This is a genomic window from Rhodococcus sp. AC861, assembly GCF_979256035.1.
Genome location: NZ_CEEDMW010000001.1, coordinates 327,583 through 343,150, shown reverse-complemented (window position 1 = coordinate 343,150; position 15,568 = coordinate 327,583). Strand labels below are relative to the sequence as shown.

General features: G+C 66.9%; 13 protein-coding genes and 1 pseudogene. 3 read left to right on the top strand and 11 right to left on the bottom strand.

Annotation, left to right across the window (positions count from 1 at the left end):
• Nucleotides 1-37 precede the first annotated feature (37 nt).
• The gene (locus AC0IX4_RS01610) at nt 38-982 is read right to left on the bottom strand and encodes an antibiotic biosynthesis monooxygenase (RefSeq protein WP_471827803.1); all 945 of its coding nucleotides are present in this window, start codon (nt 980-982) and stop codon (nt 38-40) included.
• Between the two features lie 4 nt (nt 983-986).
• Nucleotides 987-2,390, bottom strand: coding sequence for a guanine deaminase (locus tag AC0IX4_RS01605; protein ID WP_471827802.1), 1,404 nt, complete (start codon nt 2,388-2,390; stop codon nt 987-989).
• 102 nt (nt 2,391-2,492) lie between these two features.
• Between AC0IX4_RS01605 and AC0IX4_RS01600 the strand changes: the two genes are divergently transcribed.
• Nucleotides 2,493-4,673 (top strand): MMPL family transporter, encoded by a 2,181-nt coding sequence (locus AC0IX4_RS01600; protein WP_471827801.1) that lies wholly within the window; start codon nt 2,493-2,495, stop codon nt 4,671-4,673.
• Nucleotides 4,674-4,681: 8 nt separating this feature from the next.
• Here AC0IX4_RS01600 and AC0IX4_RS01595 read toward each other — a convergent pair whose 3' ends face one another.
• The 7 genes and pseudogenes from AC0IX4_RS01595 to AC0IX4_RS01565 form a co-directional block, all read right to left on the bottom strand.
• Nucleotides 4,682-6,460 (bottom strand): acyl-CoA dehydrogenase, encoded by a 1,779-nt coding sequence (locus AC0IX4_RS01595; protein ID WP_471827800.1) that lies wholly within the window; start codon nt 6,458-6,460, stop codon nt 4,682-4,684.
• A gap of 19 nt (nt 6,461-6,479) precedes the next feature.
• The gene (locus tag AC0IX4_RS01590; protein ID WP_042574229.1) at nt 6,480-7,052 is read right to left on the bottom strand and encodes a methylated-DNA--[protein]-cysteine S-methyltransferase; all 573 of its coding nucleotides are present in this window, start codon (nt 7,050-7,052) and stop codon (nt 6,480-6,482) included.
• Complete coding sequence (locus AC0IX4_RS01585) at nt 7,049-7,516, bottom strand: RNA polymerase sigma factor (protein ID WP_042574230.1); 468 nt, start codon at nt 7,514-7,516, stop codon at nt 7,049-7,051. The genes AC0IX4_RS01590 and AC0IX4_RS01585 overlap by 4 nt, the downstream gene beginning before the upstream one ends.
• 659 nt (nt 7,517-8,175) lie before the next feature.
• Entirely contained in the window at nt 8,176-9,015 is an 840-nt protein-coding gene (locus AC0IX4_RS01580) for an esterase/lipase family protein (protein WP_471827799.1), read from the bottom strand.
• A gap of 33 nt (nt 9,016-9,048) precedes the next feature.
• Nucleotides 9,049-9,456 (bottom strand): annotated as a pseudogene (locus AC0IX4_RS01575) (M23 family metallopeptidase); the annotation flags it as partial.
• A 422-nt stretch (nt 9,457-9,878) separates the two neighbouring features.
• Complete coding sequence (locus AC0IX4_RS01570; RefSeq protein WP_471827798.1) at nt 9,879-11,588, bottom strand: flavin monoamine oxidase family protein; 1,710 nt, start codon at nt 11,586-11,588, stop codon at nt 9,879-9,881.
• Nucleotides 11,585-12,157 carry a helix-turn-helix domain-containing protein gene (locus AC0IX4_RS01565; protein WP_471827797.1) on the bottom strand — a complete coding sequence of 191 codons (573 nt, stop codon included), beginning with the start codon at nt 12,155-12,157 and terminating at the stop codon, nt 11,585-11,587. Before AC0IX4_RS01565 ends, AC0IX4_RS01570 begins: the two co-directional genes overlap by 4 nt.
• A 77-nt stretch (nt 12,158-12,234) precedes the next feature.
• Between AC0IX4_RS01565 and speB the strand changes: the two genes are divergently transcribed.
• Complete coding sequence (gene speB, locus AC0IX4_RS01560; RefSeq protein ID WP_471827796.1) at nt 12,235-13,176, top strand: agmatinase; 942 nt, start codon at nt 12,235-12,237, stop codon at nt 13,174-13,176.
• Here speB and AC0IX4_RS01555 read toward each other — a convergent pair.
• Complete coding sequence (locus AC0IX4_RS01555) at nt 13,140-13,787, bottom strand: DedA family protein (protein WP_471827795.1); 648 nt, start codon at nt 13,785-13,787, stop codon at nt 13,140-13,142. The genes speB and AC0IX4_RS01555 overlap by 37 nt on opposite strands.
• Nucleotides 13,788-13,996: 209 nt before the next feature.
• On the opposite strand from AC0IX4_RS01555, the gene AC0IX4_RS01550 reads away from it, so the two are divergent.
• A complete protein-coding gene (locus tag AC0IX4_RS01550; RefSeq protein ID WP_471827794.1) occupies nt 13,997-14,809 on the top strand; it encodes an ANTAR domain-containing protein in 813 nt (270 codons plus the stop codon).
• On the opposite strand, the gene AC0IX4_RS01545 is transcribed toward AC0IX4_RS01550, so the two are convergent.
• Entirely contained in the window at nt 14,806-15,552 is a 747-nt protein-coding gene (locus tag AC0IX4_RS01545) for a 3-hydroxybutyrate dehydrogenase (RefSeq protein WP_471827793.1), read from the bottom strand. The genes AC0IX4_RS01550 and AC0IX4_RS01545 overlap by 4 nt on opposite strands.
• Nucleotides 15,553-15,568 lie beyond the last annotated feature (16 nt).

Here is a 15,568-nt window from a genome sequence, read left to right as displayed (position 1 = left end):
GGTCGACCACCCCGGAGTGGCCGACCACACAGTCGAGTCAGACGTAATCCCAGAACTGCAGCCACTGCACCGAGGCGAAGAGCGTCAGCGTCACCGCATACACGCCGGCAACCACCAGCGCACCCAGAACCGACACGCGCCGGCCGGCCCCGCGCTCCGGGTCGAGCCACCAGGCGAAGCCGCGGGTCGCCCACGGCATCAGGAACCACGTCATGGCGCCGACGGACACGATCTGGCTCAGCCACATCGACAGCCACGGGTCGATCCCCACGGCGTCGAGGTGCGGGCCGAGGAAACGCGAGAGCAGCATCACCGTCGGATACAGCACGAGGAGCACCATCATGGCCGATTTCCAGTTCGGCGTGACCTCGGATTCGCCGTCCCGCACGCGCACGATCGATCCGAAGCGATCGATATCGGCGGAGGTCGAGAAGTCCCGCGTGAGATGCGGTCGCACCATGGACAACGCGGAGCCGCGATCGGCGGAGCTCAACCACGTCGCGAGCTGGGTATCGGTGCGGAACTTCACGACGGAGACCCATGCCTCCGTTCCACCGGGCAGCGCATCCGGGCCGTACACCAGCGAGAACTCGTGCCCGGACGCATCGGCCCCCATCGTCGTCAGATGACGCTGAGCCGCGAGGAATTCGTCTCGGGAGGACGTTGTCACCTCGTGGACGAAGACCTCGACTCCGGTCGGGGGTGCACCCCCGTCGACGATCACCACGTCGCCGAACCTGCGCATCACCCCGTGCGCGGCACCGGCTTCGACCAGTCGCGTCCATTCCGGGGAGTCGAGGAACGACGTCAGCCGGTCGGCACCGTCGAACCTCAGCACCACTGCCGAAGCACCCTCCTGCGCGAGATGGAGTCCGACGAATCCCGCTGCGGACGCCGCAACGGCCTCGACCTCCGTGGCCCAGGCGCGCATCTCGTCGACCGACGTGGGGTGACAGACCACCAGAACCGTTGCAGTGCTCACTGTTCTACGCGTCGATCTTCCGGCCCTGCACGTACACGTGCGCGATCGCCGGTTCGCGTAGTTGCATCAATAAAGCGAACAACGTCTGATCGCGAGCCATCTCGGCGTCGTCGGCACGCGCTCCGTGCGTCACTGCGTTGTTCAGGGCGGGCCAGCGCTCGGGATCGATCACCACGAAGTCTGCTTCCTTGCCGACGTCGAAGTTGCCGAATCGGTTCTCCATGTCGAGAGCGCGAGCACCGCCGAGGGTGGCCACGAACAACATCTCCGCGGGGTGCATGGACACACCGTCGTCACCCGGTTCGGTGATGTGCACCTTGAAGGCATCGTTCGCGACTCGGGAGATCAACCACTCGTCGCCACCTCCGTGGTCAGTTCCGAGCGAGATGTTGACCCCGGACGCCACGGTGCGCTTCCACGGCATGGTTCCCGAGCCGAGGAACAGTTGTGACACCGGGCAATGCGAGATGGACGTACCCGTCTCGGCCATACGCGCCAACTCGCCGTCCTGACAGTGCACCGCGTGCGCCATGATCGTGCGCCGACCCAGCAGGGTTTCACCGCCGATCCTCGACCCCGGCAGGAACTTTCCGTCGTACGTGTCCAGGTAGGAGTCGACCTCGTAGTCGGCCTTCGTGGCGTCGACCTCACCGGTTCCGGGGCGATTGTTCTCGTTGAGGTGGGTGTGTACGTACACGCCGCGACCACGCAGATCGCTGTACATCTCGCCGAGACCCGCAAGCGTCGCCGTGGTCACCGAGAGCGAGAACCGGGGTACCAGAGCGACGTGCAACAGCGCGGTGTCCACGTCGCCGGTATCCGCCGCGTGCCACTTCTCGACCTCCGCGGCCGTCAGGTCGAGTGCAGCCTGCTCGCTGGTGCAGAGAGGTCCGGCGGAGTCGGGGCCCCGCGTCTGGATCCCGCGACCGCTCACGATGCGCAGGCCGCGGCGCCTGGTCTCCTCGAACAACGCGTCCTGCGCCGGCGGAAAGGCCGAGCCGAACACCATGGCGGCGGTGGTGCCCGCCCGCACACGCTGGTTCGTGAATTCGACTGCCGCGGCGCGTCCGAACGCGGGGTCCTCGAACTTCGACTCGGACGGGAAGATGCACCGCTCGAGCCATTCCAGCAGCTGCCCACCGCCGTAGGAATCGCCGGCATAGGTCTGAGGGAAGTGGATGTGGGTGTCCACGAAACCCGGCAGCACGAAGCCCGGCCGGTGGTCGGTCACCGTGGCCGACTCGTACTCGGTCGGCAATTGTGAGTGGTCTCCGCACCAGGCGACGAGACCGTCGGGATCGAGGACGAGAGCACCGTCGTCCTCGAAGACCAGAGCTTCTCGAGCACCTGTCACTACCGGCTGACCGGCGATGTGGAATATCCGGCCCCGATGTATGTGGTGAGTCACAGCGATAGTGAAACAAATCCGAGCCGTTCCCGCACGGCGGCGGTCGGGCGATCGATCCCCGACTGTGCTCGCCATCACGAGCCTGCGGTGGTGTACTCGTCCATGACCTCTGCGCGTCGCCCCGTCATCTCCGTCGTGATCGTCGCCGTGCTGGTGTTCCTCGGCGGACTCATCGGTGGACCCTTCCAAGGAAAACTCTCCGAGGTGCAGAAGAACGACAACGCGTCGTACCTGCCCGGGTCCGCCGAATCGACCCGCGTGAACACCGAGAGTGCAGGGTTCCTGTCGGTACAGACCATCCCCGGGTTCGTCATGTTCGACAGCCCCGAACCCCTCACGGACGACGACCGAGCCACCGTCCTGGCGGCGCGGCAGGCGCTCACCGAAATCGAGGGCGTCGATGCGACGGCCATGACTCCGCCGCAGTACTCCGAGGACGGTCGCACCGCCGCGCTCTACGTCCCGCTGGTGGCGAACAAGGACGGTGCGGAGGTAGCGGGAGACGAACTGGCCGCCACCGAGCAGGAGGTTCTCGACACCGCGACGACAGCAGCCGGTGAGAAACTCGACGTCCTCCCCGCCGGCCCCGGCGGACTCCTGGTCGCGTTCATCGACGCGTTCGAAGGCCTCGACGGCGCCCTTCTGGGGGCAGCTCTGCTGGTGGTCGTGCTGATTCTGCTGGTGGTCTACCGCTCACCGGTGCTGTGGTTCTTCCCCATCGTGTCGGCGCTGCTGGCCCTGGGCTTGTCCTCGGTCGTCGTCTACTTCCTCGCCAAGGCGGATCTGCTGACCCTCACCGGCCAGAGCCAAGGCATCCAGTCGGTCCTGGTCCTCGGGGCCGGAACGGACTACGCCCTGCTGCTCATCTCGCGGTACCGGGAAGAGTTGCACCATTACGACAGCCGCTTCGACGCGATGATCCGCGCCTGGAAGGAGTCGGCACCCGCCATCGTGGCATCGGCGGCGACGGTGATCATCGGACTGCTGTGCCTGAGCTTCTCGGAACTCAACTCGAACAAGAGCCTCGGGCCGGTCGCCGCCATCGGCATCGCCGCAACGCTTCTCGTCATGATGACGTTCCTCCCCGTGGCGTTGGCGCTGGCCGGTCGGTGGGTCTTCTGGCCTCGCACGCCCCGCGTCGATCAGGCGTCGGGAATCGCCACCCACGGCGCGTGGGGCCGTATCGCCGACACGATCGGCCGACGTCACCGCCCGGCGTGGATCGGCGCCAGTGTGTTGTTGCTGCTGTGCATCGTCGGAATCACCGGCCTGGACACGGGGGGCATCACCACCACCGAGTCGTTCACGAATCGCCCGCCAGCCGTGGCCGGCCAGGAACTCTACGACGCGAAGTTCGACCCCGGCACCGGAGCGCCCGCCGTCATCACCGCTCGCGCCTCGGCGACGGACGACGTGATCGCGGCAGCATCGGCGGTGCCCGGCGTCGCCACGGCGCCGGGATCGGTGTGCGTGCAGGTCGACTTCGCGAAGATCCAGGATCTGATCAGGACGCTGGGGCCCGACGCTCTCGCCGCCGCTGCCCAATCCGGTTGTGCCCCGGCCGATCTGCAGGTTCAGCCCATCGACGGACGCATCATGATCAACGCCGTCCTCGCCGATCCCTACGACTCGGATGCAGCGCTGTCCACGGTGCAGACCCTGCGCGCGACGCTGCACGCCCTTCCCGACGCGGACGTCCGCGTGGGCGGAAGTTCCGCCGTCACCGTCGATGTGCGGGACGCGTCGATCCACGATCGGAACCTCATCATCCCGATCGTGTTGGTGGTCATCTTCGTGGTGCTCGCCGCGCTGCTGCGAGCGATCGTCGCTCCGCTCATCCTGATACTCACCGTCGTGCTGTCCTTCGCGGCGACACTCGGAGTGTGCGGCCTGGTGTTCGAGCACGTGCTCGGCTTCGCCGGTGCGGATCAGTCGTTCCCGCTGTTCGCCTTCGTGTTCCTCGTGGCGCTGGGAATCGACTACAACATCTTCCTGATGACACGCGTCCGCGAAGAAACTCTGAAACACGGTACGCGCCAGGGCATCCTGACCGGGCTAGCCGTCACCGGCGGCGTCATCACCTCCGCCGGTGTCGTGCTGGCGGCGACGTTCGCCGTGCTCGGCGTGCTGCCGCTGGTGTTCCTCGCCGAACTCGGGTTCGCCGTGGCCTTCGGAGTTCTACTGGACACCGTCATCGTCCGCAGCATCCTGGTACCGGCTCTGTCGTACGACATCGGCAAGAAGATCTGGTGGCCGTCAGCCCTGGCGAGCGCCAGGGACTGACGGACCGATCACAGAACCGTCGTGTCGAGATCCAGAGTCGTGCGATCGAGGGAGACCAGCAGATCGAACATCGGCCCCGTCTTGGGCAGCTCGTAGCGGAAGAAGTACTGCGCGGCAACTCGTTTGCCGTCGTAGAACGCGCCCTCCTTGTCGCCCACAGCGTTGAGCTGATCGAGCCACAACCAGGCCACGACGAGGTGGCCGGCCGCATCGAGGTAGGCGCTGGAGTTCGCGAGTGCGACTTCCGGATCACCCTGTCCCCACACGGTTCCGGTGACGGAGACGAGTCGATCGAGAGCCGCCTTCAACGCCTCGGCGTACTCACCCGACGCCGCATCGATGGTGGCCGTCACGGCGTCGACAAGCAGCTGCAGACCTCGGCCGCCCTGTGCGACCACCTTGCGCCCCAGCAGATCGAGGCCCTGAATTCCGTTGGTGCCCTCGTGGATCGGGTTCAGTCGGTTGTCCCGGTAGAACTGCTCGACGTTGTAGTCGCGCGTGTAGCCGTAGCCACCGTGCACCTGGATGGCCAGATTGTTGGCCTCGAGGCACCACTGCGACGGCCATGCCTTGGCGATCGGGGTGAGCACGTCGAGCAGGAAGCCCGCGCGCTCGGCAGCCTCCTGGTCACCGGTGATCTGCTCGTCGACCAATCGCGAGCAGTACAGACCCAACGCCAGACCGCCCTCGACATAGGACTTCTGGGCGAGCAGCATCCGGCGCACGTCGGCGTGGTCGATGATCGGCACCTGTGGTGCGGCCGGATCCTTGTCCCCCACCGGGCGACCCTGTGCGCGATCGCGAGCGTAGGCCACCGAGTGCAGGTACCCGGTGTATCCGAGTGCAGTCGCTCCCATGCCGACACCGATACGGGCCTCGTTCATCATCTTGAACATGTACGACAGGCCCTTGTGCGGCTCGCCGACCAGATATCCGGTGGCGCCGCCTTTCTCACCGAAAGCGAGCAGGGTGTTGGTGGTTCCGCGGTAGCCCATCTTGTGGTTCAAGCCGACCAGGTTCACGTCGTTGCGTTCGCCGAGCGAGCCGTCCTCGTTCACCAGCGTCTTGGGAACCACGAACAGCGAGATGCCCTTGACGCCGGCCGGGCCACCCGGAATCTTCGCCAGCACGAGGTGCACGATGTTCTCACCCAGCTCGTGCTCGCCACCCGAGATCCACATCTTCGTTCCGCTCACCGCGTACGTTCCGTCGTCCTGCGGGACAGCCTTCGTCGTGATGTAGGCGAGCGACGATCCGGCTCCGGGCTCGGACAGACACATCGTGCCGTGGAAACGACCCTCGAGCATCGGGCGCACGTACTTGTCCACCAACGCCTCGCCGCCGTACTCGATCAGCAGGTTCGCGTTGCCGATGGTGAGGAACGGGTACGTGGCGGTACCGGTGTTCGCGGCCTGGAACCAGGCAAGCGAGGCCTTCGACACCGTCGTCGGCAACTGCAATCCGCCGAGCGAGTCGTCGAACTGCCCGGAGATCAGACCGGCGTCGTTGAAGACTTTCAGCGCCTGCTCGACCTCGGGGATGAGGACGACTTTGCCGTCGTCGCCGACGTGCGGCTCGTTCGCGTCGGCCTTCTTGTTGTGCGGCGCGAAGTGCTTCACCGCGATCTGCTCACTGAGCTCCATGACCGCGTCGAACGTCTCACGGGAATGGTCGGAGAACCGCTTGCGCTCGGTCAGGGACTCGACGTCGAGCCATTCGTAGAGCAGGAATTCGAGATCACGACGCGACAGGATCAGATTCGCGGGTACTTCGGCAGCAGAGGACATACCCCGAGAGTAATACCGGTCACCGCGGCGAGGACTCGAGTGCCAACAATGCCAGCTTCGCGTCCTCTCCCCCGACATAGCGACCGGGCGACCCGTCGGATCGGACGACGCGGTGACAGGGAATGACCAGCGGCAACGGGTTGTGCGCGCACGCCGACCCGACAGCGCGGACAGCTCCGGGGCTGGCGGTCTCGGCGGCGATCGCGGCGTAACTGCGCGTCGAGCCGTACGGAATCTGCTGCAGCCGGCCCAGGACATCGCGTCGGAAACCGGAGGCGAGCTGCAGATCGACGGCGAAGTCCATGCGTCGACCCGTACCCGCGAAGTAGGCGTCGAGGCTGCGCGCGACCGGGTCCAGCCTCCCGTGCGCTTTCAGGATCCTGGGGCTGATGCGCGTCGCCAACATCGCGAGGACGCTGTCGTGGCCCTCGACGTCGAACGCCACGCGCACCACTCCGACATCGGTCGCCGCGAGCAGCAACGTGCCGACGGGTGAATCCATGGTCCGGTAGGCGACGTCCAACAGGCCCTCCCTCTCGGCGCTGCGCAGAAGACGGTCGTGCAGGGCAGTCAGGTCCGTCGGGGCAGTCACAGCAACTCACTCCTCGTGGTGGTCCTTCTCAGGGTGGCGATACCGTCGGCACAGGCGCGCCGGGCCGCGGCGGTCGAATTGCCCAGCAGCGCAGCCACATCCGCGTGCGGCAATCCGCCGATGTGGTGATACGCGACGGCCAGCCGCTGGGTGTCGGGCAGTGCAGCGACAGCGGCCCACAACGCATGGTTCTCGTCCGGGACCGTCAGGTGACGGTCGGGCACTTCGGCGGTGGGCACTGCCCGCCTCGCGGCCGCGCGGTGCATGTCGATCGCCTTGCGGTGCGCGATGGTCACCAACCACGCCTGGACATTCGCATCCGCCGGCAGGTCGGGGTAGGCGCGCAGAGCTGACAGGAATGTCTCCGACCACGCGTCGTCTGCATCGACGGGACCCACCGCGGCGCGGCACACCCGCAGCACCACGGCGCCGTGGGTCTGCACGACAGTCTCGAACGGAAGCATCACGATCAGTAAACGCGTGAGGGTGGCGGAACGTGAGAATCGGCGGGGTGTCGGGTGCAGCGAGCTGTGTGCACACCCCCTGTGTGAAGCGCACACACCCTGCAGCCTGCAGCAATAGGTGCTCGCTTCACGTCGGCCGTGTGCACACCCCTTGCAGCGGGGGCCGCGCTGTTGGGTGCGGCAAGCCGTGCGCACACCCCCTGCATGAACCACACACCCCCTGCAGCCTGCAGCAACGGGTGCTCACTTCACGCCAGCCGTGTGCACACCCTTTGCAGCCGGGCGCAGCAGCGCGAGGTGTAGTCGGCTGTGCGCGGACTCTCTTCAGCCGGGCTCTGCGACACAAGGGGTCGGCCAGCTGTGTGCACACCCCCTGCGTCAACCGCACACACCCTGCAGCCTGCAGCAACGGGCGCTCACTTCACACCAGCCGTGTGCACACACCTTGCAGCCGGGCGCAGCAGCGCGAGGTGCAGTCGGCTGTGCGCGGACTCTCTTCAGCCGGCACTGCGACACAAGGGTGCGGCCAGCTGTGTGCACACCCCCTGCGTCAACCGCACACACCCTGCAGCCTGCAGCAACGGGTGTTCGCTTCACGCCAGCCGTGTGCACACCCCTTGCAGCCAGCCAGCCACCGCAGCAGCGCACACCCCCAGCACTCAGCAGGGGCTGGGCACTCGATCGGCGTAGGAACGGTCCAGGCCGCGCTGGATCATCCACACCGCTCGCGGATCGCTGGTGAGCTCCATGTGCGTAGCCGTGTTCTGCAGGCAGCCGTCCTGGACCCAGACGTTGTCGACGCTCGCGCCGGGGCCGGCGGTGAGGAAGGTGTTCTCCGGAGGGGTGGACACAGTGTCGGAGCGCGTGGCGATCACGGTGTAGTCGACACCCGGAACCGTGTCCCCGTCCGCGTTGAGAGCGCCGAGGAAGTTCGATCCGACCATCTGCTGCACGAACGACGGTCCGACCGCTGCCGCGGCAACTTCGCCGACCGGGAGGCCGAACTGCTCCGCCAGGGATCCGATGAGCTGCCCGGCGGAGAAGGTGGTGCCGTGGTTGGTCGCACCGAGGGTGACGAGGGTGTGCACCGCGTCGGCTCCACCGTCGAACTTCAGGTACTGCCGCGCGACGACGCCGCCCTGCGAGTGACCGACGATGTCGACCTGTTCCGCGCCGGTCCGGGCCCGGACGTCGTCGACGAAGCCCGCCAATTCGCGTGACGACGCGGCGATGTCGTCGCCGCCGTAGGTCTGCAGGAGGTTGGAGCCCGGGTCGGCGCGGTAGCCGTATTCGAGGGTGAACACGCAGTAGCCCTCGGCGCCGAGCTGGGGAGCCAGGGTCGACCACGTGTCGGGTCCGTCGACCCAGGTGCCGTGGACGAGAACGACGGGGCGCGGATGGGCGCCCGAGGGTGAACACGACGCCGGTTCCGCGTCGGCGTGGACGGGCACCGCACATGCCGCCACTGCGAGTGCGGCCACCATCATCGCCCGTTTCATACCGACGATGTTACTGGAGTGGCAGATGTGACCTCAGTCGCTGGTCGGCCCCAGCGAGATACCGCGACCGATGAGCCACAGTTCCGGGTCCACATGTTTGTCGGCGACGATCGTCTCGAAGTGCAGGTGCGGTCCCGTCGAGTGGCCCCGGTTGCCCATCGTCGCGATCTGCTGACCCGCGGCAACCCGTTGCCCTGCGACGGCGATGATGGTGTCCACGTGGCCATAGATGGTCACGGTGCCGTCGTCGTGACGCACGCGGACCCACAATCCGAATCCGCTGGCGGGCCCCGCCTCGATGACCTGGCCGTCGGCCACGGAGAGGATCGGGGTTCCGATCGGTCCGGCGATATCGATCCCGTTGTGCGTAGTTCCCCACCTCGGCCCGAACCCGGATGTGTACGCGCCCTTGGCCGGCAGCGCGTAGTTGCCGATGCGCGCGCCGATGACGGCCGGCGGCAGTTCGTAGAGCCGCCGATCCTTCTCCTCGGCACTCGCTGCCGACGTGAGCACGGCGACGGCGGCCGCGTATTCCTCCTCGGCCGTCGCGCGGTTGGCCTTGGCGATCTGCCGCAGCGGGCCGAGGTTCCGGTCCGGCTCGGTCAGGAACGTCGGACGCAGGTCCGCCGCCGGCACGGATGCCGCGGAGGGCGGCGCGGACTCCGGCGTCGGCCTCGTCAGCTGGAACACGAGCACGGCGACGGCCAACACCAGGACGATGGCCAGAGCTTGCAGCGACACGGTGCGCACCGGGACCGTCGCCGGGGCGGTCTCCGTATCGGCATCGCGCCTGCGTGTGAGCAACTGAACCACGCTGGTGACGCTACCGGGCGTGCTCGTCCGCCGGTCCCGATCCGCAGTGTTCAGCCCCGCGGGACGGGGCGATTCGAGTCGTCGAGCCTGATCGGTGCGATCCGGTCGTAGACGTCGCCGGGACCGGGGTTGTCCGGATGCGACGCACCGCCGAGATGGTTCATCACTCCCCACACCGCGTTGAGGGCAGTCTGGATGGCCCCTTCCGCCCATCCTGCAGTCCACGAGATGTCGTCGCCGGCGAGAAAGATTCCTCGGTGGCGAGGGTCCAGATCGTGCTGGACGAAGTGCGAGAACAACCGCTCCTGATACCGGTAGTGACCGGGCAGATTGGCCTTGAACGCACCCATGAAATGGCGCTCGGTCTCCCAGGACAACGTCACCGGATCCGAGATGATGTGGCTCCGGAAATCGACGCCCGGATAGATTTCCTCGAGCGACCCCAACATCAACGTCAGACGCTCGTCCGGCGACAACGGGAGCAGCTTCAACGAGTCGTCGCTCCATGTGTAGGACAGGCAGATCACGCCGGGTCGATCGTCACCGTGATCGAGCAGATAGGTCCCGCGACTGAGCCGATCGGTGAGCGTCATGCTCACCAGATCGCGACCGGTGTCGGGGTCGACGTCCTTCCAGAACGGTCTGTCGACGAGAACGAACACCTTGGTCGACCCCATGTAGTGGGTTCGCTCGACGGCCGTCCAGTGGTCGATGGGCAGCAGGTCGTCGTCGGTGTCGATCGTGTTGAGCAGCATCCAGCTCTGCGCCGTGACGACGACGGCGTCGAACTCCTCGGTGGCACCGGCCTCGTCGGTCACGGCATACCGCTCACCGCGACGCCGTATCTCCGTCACACCCGGACGAGTTGCGCCGCCGTGCAGGGACTCGACCGATGTCCCGGCCGGCCAGTGAGCCGCATCCTCCACCTGCTCGGACCACAGCCCCGCCGGCAACCGGGTGGAGCCGCCCACGATTCCGCGGTGGTGGTCGTCGGCCGCCGTGGCCACGACGCGCAGGATCTCGAGGATGGAGTTGGGGAAGTCGGTATCCCAGCCCCCGGTCCCGAAACCGACCTGGCCGAACAACTCGCGCCGAGCGAACGAGGCGAAGTGGGGAGAGTCGACCAGGAACCCGTAGAACGTGGTGTCGTCCAGTCGGACCACGAGGTCGTTCCAGATCCGCTTGACGGCCTCCACGTCGCGCAGCCGGATGGCGCGCTGCAGTGCGACCAGTTCGGACTGCTCCTCGAGCGTCCTCTGCCATGCCTGTGCGACCTCCGCGTACTCGTCGGGCAGATCCGTCAGGTGTCGCGCGTAGTGGCTGGTGCCTTTGAGGTCGATGACCGTACTGCTCGTCGCGTCGGCAAGCGGGTTGGGGAACGCCGTCGTCTCGATGCCGAGGTGATCGAGGTAGTGGAACAGCGCGGTCGACGACGGAGGGAACCGCATCGCCCCCATCTCCGCGACGATGTCGGGATGGCCGTCGAACGACACCGAATGCATGCGGCCGCCGAGTCGGCCCGCCTCGTAGACGACGGGTTCGAGACCCATGCGCAGCAGCTCGCGAGCCGCGACAGTGCCGGCCAGTCCGGCTCCGACGATCGCGACGCGCGTTCCGAGGCGCTCCGCCGGAACCGAGCCCAGCCCTGCCGGGTGCGACAGGTAGTCGTCGTACGCGAACGGAAAGTCGGGGCCGAACATCGTGACGGGAGGTTCGCGGTCCTCCGTGGTGGTGCTGTCGGGAGTGACGGGCGTTGTCATGGGGCCTTCTCGTTTCCGGTGCTCTCGTGTCTGGAAGGAAGTGACGGGGTGAGGACCCACAGCACCGTGGACCGAGCCTGGGCGCGGAAGCTGTGTCGCCGATGCGGCGGGAATGTAAACGCGTCGCCGTCGCCGAGGCGGACGGTCCGATCGTCGACCGTCACCGAAAGGCTGCCGGACAGCACGAGCACGAAGCCCACGTCGGCCGGGAGTTCGTAGGACTCGTCTCCGCTTCCTCCCCCGGACGCGATCTCACCACGGATCACCTGTAGCCGCTGCTCACCCGGCGGGGTCAGCAGGTACTCGACCTGGGACTCGCCGCCGAAGGCGATGGGTGGATACGCGTCGGCACGCACGACGTCGCCGGGCGGCACGTCGTCGAAGAGCGAGCCCATCGGCACGGACAGCGCATCGCAGAGTCTCACCAGCACGGCCACCGACGCCGTGGCGCGGTCGTTCTCGACCTTGGACAGATAGCCCTTGGTCACTCCGACGGTCTCGGCGAGAGCATCGAGGGTGAGCCGACGGGCAGCTCGCGCCGCGCGAAGTCGGGCACCAGTAGAGGACACGATTGGAGATCATGCCTCGCAGAGCCCCAGGAAACAAGTGTTGACTGTCAGGTCCCGTTGAGGAAACATCCCTGCACATGACCGAGATCCGAGGCCCGCTCGACGCCTCCAAGCACCCCCGCTACACCGAGCCGTCGACCTTCGCGCGGCTCCCTCGACTCGATCAGGTGTCGCGAGCCGACGTCAGCATTCTCGGCGTTCCTTTCGACTCCGGCGTCAGCTACCGGCCGGGTGCGCGCTTCGGACCGGCGCACATCAGGGCGTCGTCGAAGTTGTTGCGGCCGTATAACCCGGCGCTCGACGTGTCACCGTTCGCGCAGCGCCAGGTGGCCGACGCCGGAGACATCGGGGTCAATCCTTTCGACATCACCGAGGCCCTCACCACCGTCGAGCACGCGATCACCGACCTGCGCAAGGACGGCAGCATGGTGCTGACACTCGGCGGAGACCACACCATCGCCCTGCCCATCCTGCGCGCGCTGCACCGCGACCACGGGCCGATCGCCGTCCTGCACTTCGACGCCCACCTGGACACGTGGGACACCTACTTCGGGGCACCGTTCACCCACGGGACGCCGTTCCGGCGAGCCAGCGAGGAGGGGTTGATCGACCTCGAGCGTTCGCAGCACATCGGCATCCGCGGCCCGCTCTACGGCAAGAAGGACCTCGAGGACGACGCCGTTCTCGGGTTCCAGATCATCCGCTCCGACGACTACGAGACGGACGGGGTGGCGTCCATCGTCGAGCGCATGCGGCGACGTCTCGACACGGGGCCCGTCTACGTCTCGGTCGACATCGACGTCCTCGATCCTGCGCACGCACCGGGAACGGGAACGCCCGAGGCAGGCGGCATGACGTCCCGCGAACTGCTGAACACCCTGCGCGGACTGGTGGGGGCGAACATCGTCGGCGCCGACATCGTCGAGGTAGCGCCCGCGTACGACCACGCGGAGATCACCGGCATCGCCGCCGCCCACGTCGCCTACGAGCTGCTGTCGGTACTGGCGTCGGGGTCGTAGCCCGTCTTCTTCTCGGACCGGTGGGCGCGCACACGCCACACGATGATCGCCACGACGACGAGCACCACGACGATCAGCGCGGCGTCGCGCCCGACCGTCTTCGCGACCTTCTCGTACGAGTTGCCGGCCACGAACCCGAGCATGACGAAGCCGATCCCCCAGACCAGGCCGCCGATCGCGTTGAAAGCCAGGAACTTCGGATAGGGCATCCGTGACATGCCCGCCAGTGCCGGCATCACGGCACGGAAGAAGGCCACGAAACGACCGAGGAAGACGGCGGACCCACCTTTCCGAGCGAGAAGGTCGCGGGCCTTGTCGAGCTTGTCGCGCCGTGAGTCCAACACCTTCATCGCGAGCAGCCGCGGCCCGAAGTGCTTGCCGATCTCGAATCCGACGGAGTCGCCGAGAATCGCTGCCGCCACGACCACCGCCGCCATCGCTGCGACGTGGAGGTGGTCCTGGCTCGCGGCCACCCCGCCGATGACGGCCGCCGTCTCACCGGGAATGACGAAGCCGACGAAGATCGCGTCCTCGAGGAAAACCAGAAGGAACACGATCAGGAAGACCCAGATCGGCGCGATGTCCAGCAGCCGCTCCATCACAGAACTCATGACCGCAACTATGACGCACGAAAGACCCCACCCCGTGCGCAGGCACGAGGTGGGGTCTTCCGAGTCATCGGCGGGCTTCTTCACCTGACGGCTCTGGTGCCTCGTGATGTCCGGACAACACGGGAACCTATGAGGGGCGGTACCCGCTGGGCGGTGAACTCAACCGGACACGGTGCTGGTGGGCTGGGTTCGTGAGATGATTCTCCATCGTGGACACAACGGATTCCGAGGCTGCCTCGACAGCCGACTCGATGCACACGGGTGCAGACGAGTCGACGTCGCGTGCCGCGGCCCTGGTCACCGAGGTGGCCGCCGGGTCCGTTCCTCCGCGCAGACTCGCCGCCATGCTCACCGCCGTCGGCGGGAGCGTCCGCGACGACGACCATCTGGCGGCATTGCTGAAGCGGACTGCCGAGATCGCACACGAGGCCATCGACGGAGCATCGAGCTGTGGCGTCAGCATCCTGTTCGGCGGGCTGACCTACACCGCGGTCCATACGGACGAGCTCACCCTCGAGGTCGACGAACACCAGTACTCGGTCGGCGACGGGCCGTGTATCGAGGCGGCGCGGACCGGGGAGATAGTTCGTATCGACGTCGACGCGGCCGAACAGCGGTGGCCCGAGTTCGCTCGACTGGCGCGCAAGGAAGGGGTGCGCTCGTTCCTGGCAGCTCCCCTGCACACACAGGACCTGAAGCTGGGGTCGTTCAATCTGTACGGCACCGAATCGGCGGCCTTCGATTCCCTGGACGAGTCGATTCTGTCGTTGCTCACGTCGACGGTGTCGACGGCCATCGGCGACTACGCCCGCGTGCGGTCCGCACGTGAGGTAGCCGCGGGGCTGCAGGATGCGCTCGAGCACCGTGCCCCCATCGAGCAGGCCAAGGGGATTCTGATGGCGCTGCACGGTGTGGACAGTGACGCCGCGTTCAGGATGCTGTCGTCCGAGTCGCAGCGCACCAATCGCAAACTGCGCGACATCGCCCGTGAGTTCGTCGAGAAGGTCTCCAGCGGAGGTTAACTCGCGCTCCACCCGCCGTCCATCGTGTAGGACGCTCCCGTGATCATCGACGCGTCGTCGCCGACGAGGAACGCCACCAGCGCGGCCACCTCGGCGGGCTCGACCATCCTCTTGATCGCACTCTCCGTGAGCAGCACCTTCTCCAGAACCTCGGACTCCGGAATGCCGTGCACGCGCGCCTGATCGGCGATCTGCTTCTCCACCAACGGAGTTCGCACGTAGCCGGGGTTGACGCAGTTGCTCCGCACACCCCGCTCCGCGCCCTCGAGGGCCGTCACCTTCGACAGTCCCTCCATCGCGTGCTTCGCGGTCACGTAGGCGGACTTGTTGGCAGATGCTCGGAGCCCGTGCACCGACGACATGTTCACGATGCGGCCGTACCCCGACTCGTACATGTGGGGCAGTGCCGCCCGCACCAGCAGGAAGGGCGCTTCCACCATCAACGTCAGGATTCGCCGGAACATCAGCGGGTCGAAGTCCTCGATGGGCGAGACGTGCTGGATGCCCGCATTGTTCACCAGGATGTCCGTCTCGAGCGTGAGGTCGGCGAGTGCGTCGACGTCGGACAGGTCGACCTGCCACGGCCGTCCACCGATCTCGTCCGCGAGCGCCGCAGCGGCGTCCCCGTCGAGGTCGGCGACGGTGACCGTGGCACCGTTCCCGGCCAGACGGCGGGCTACCGCCGCACCGATTCCGCTGGCGCCGCCGGTCACGAGCGCCGATCGTCCTGTGAGGTCCGTCATGCTCACGAGTGTGTGC

Bases quoted from the DNA above. Each gene is read 5' to 3' on its own strand.
- AC0IX4_RS01570 (WP_471827798.1), bottom strand. From the start codon at position 11,588: ATGACAACGCCCGTCACTCCCGACAGCACCACCACGGAGGACCGCGAA.
- AC0IX4_RS01545 (WP_471827793.1), bottom strand. From the start codon at position 15,552: ATGACGGACCTCACAGGACGATCGGCGCTCGTGACCGGCGGCGCCAGC.
- AC0IX4_RS01555 (WP_471827795.1), bottom strand. From the start codon at position 13,787: ATGAGTTCTGTGATGGAGCGGCTGCTGGACATCGCGCCGATCTGGGTC.
- speB (WP_471827796.1), top strand. From the start codon at position 12,235: ATGACCGAGATCCGAGGCCCGCTCGACGCCTCCAAGCACCCCCGCTAC.
- AC0IX4_RS01595 (WP_471827800.1), bottom strand. From the start codon at position 6,460: ATGTCCTCTGCTGCCGAAGTACCCGCGAATCTGATCCTGTCGCGTCGT.
- AC0IX4_RS01585 (WP_042574230.1), bottom strand. From the start codon at position 7,516: ATGCTTCCGTTCGAGACTGTCGTGCAGACCCACGGCGCCGTGGTGCTG.
- AC0IX4_RS01580 (WP_471827799.1), bottom strand. From the start codon at position 9,015: ATGAAACGGGCGATGATGGTGGCCGCACTCGCAGTGGCGGCATGTGCG.
- AC0IX4_RS01600 (WP_471827801.1), top strand. From the start codon at position 2,493: ATGACCTCTGCGCGTCGCCCCGTCATCTCCGTCGTGATCGTCGCCGTG.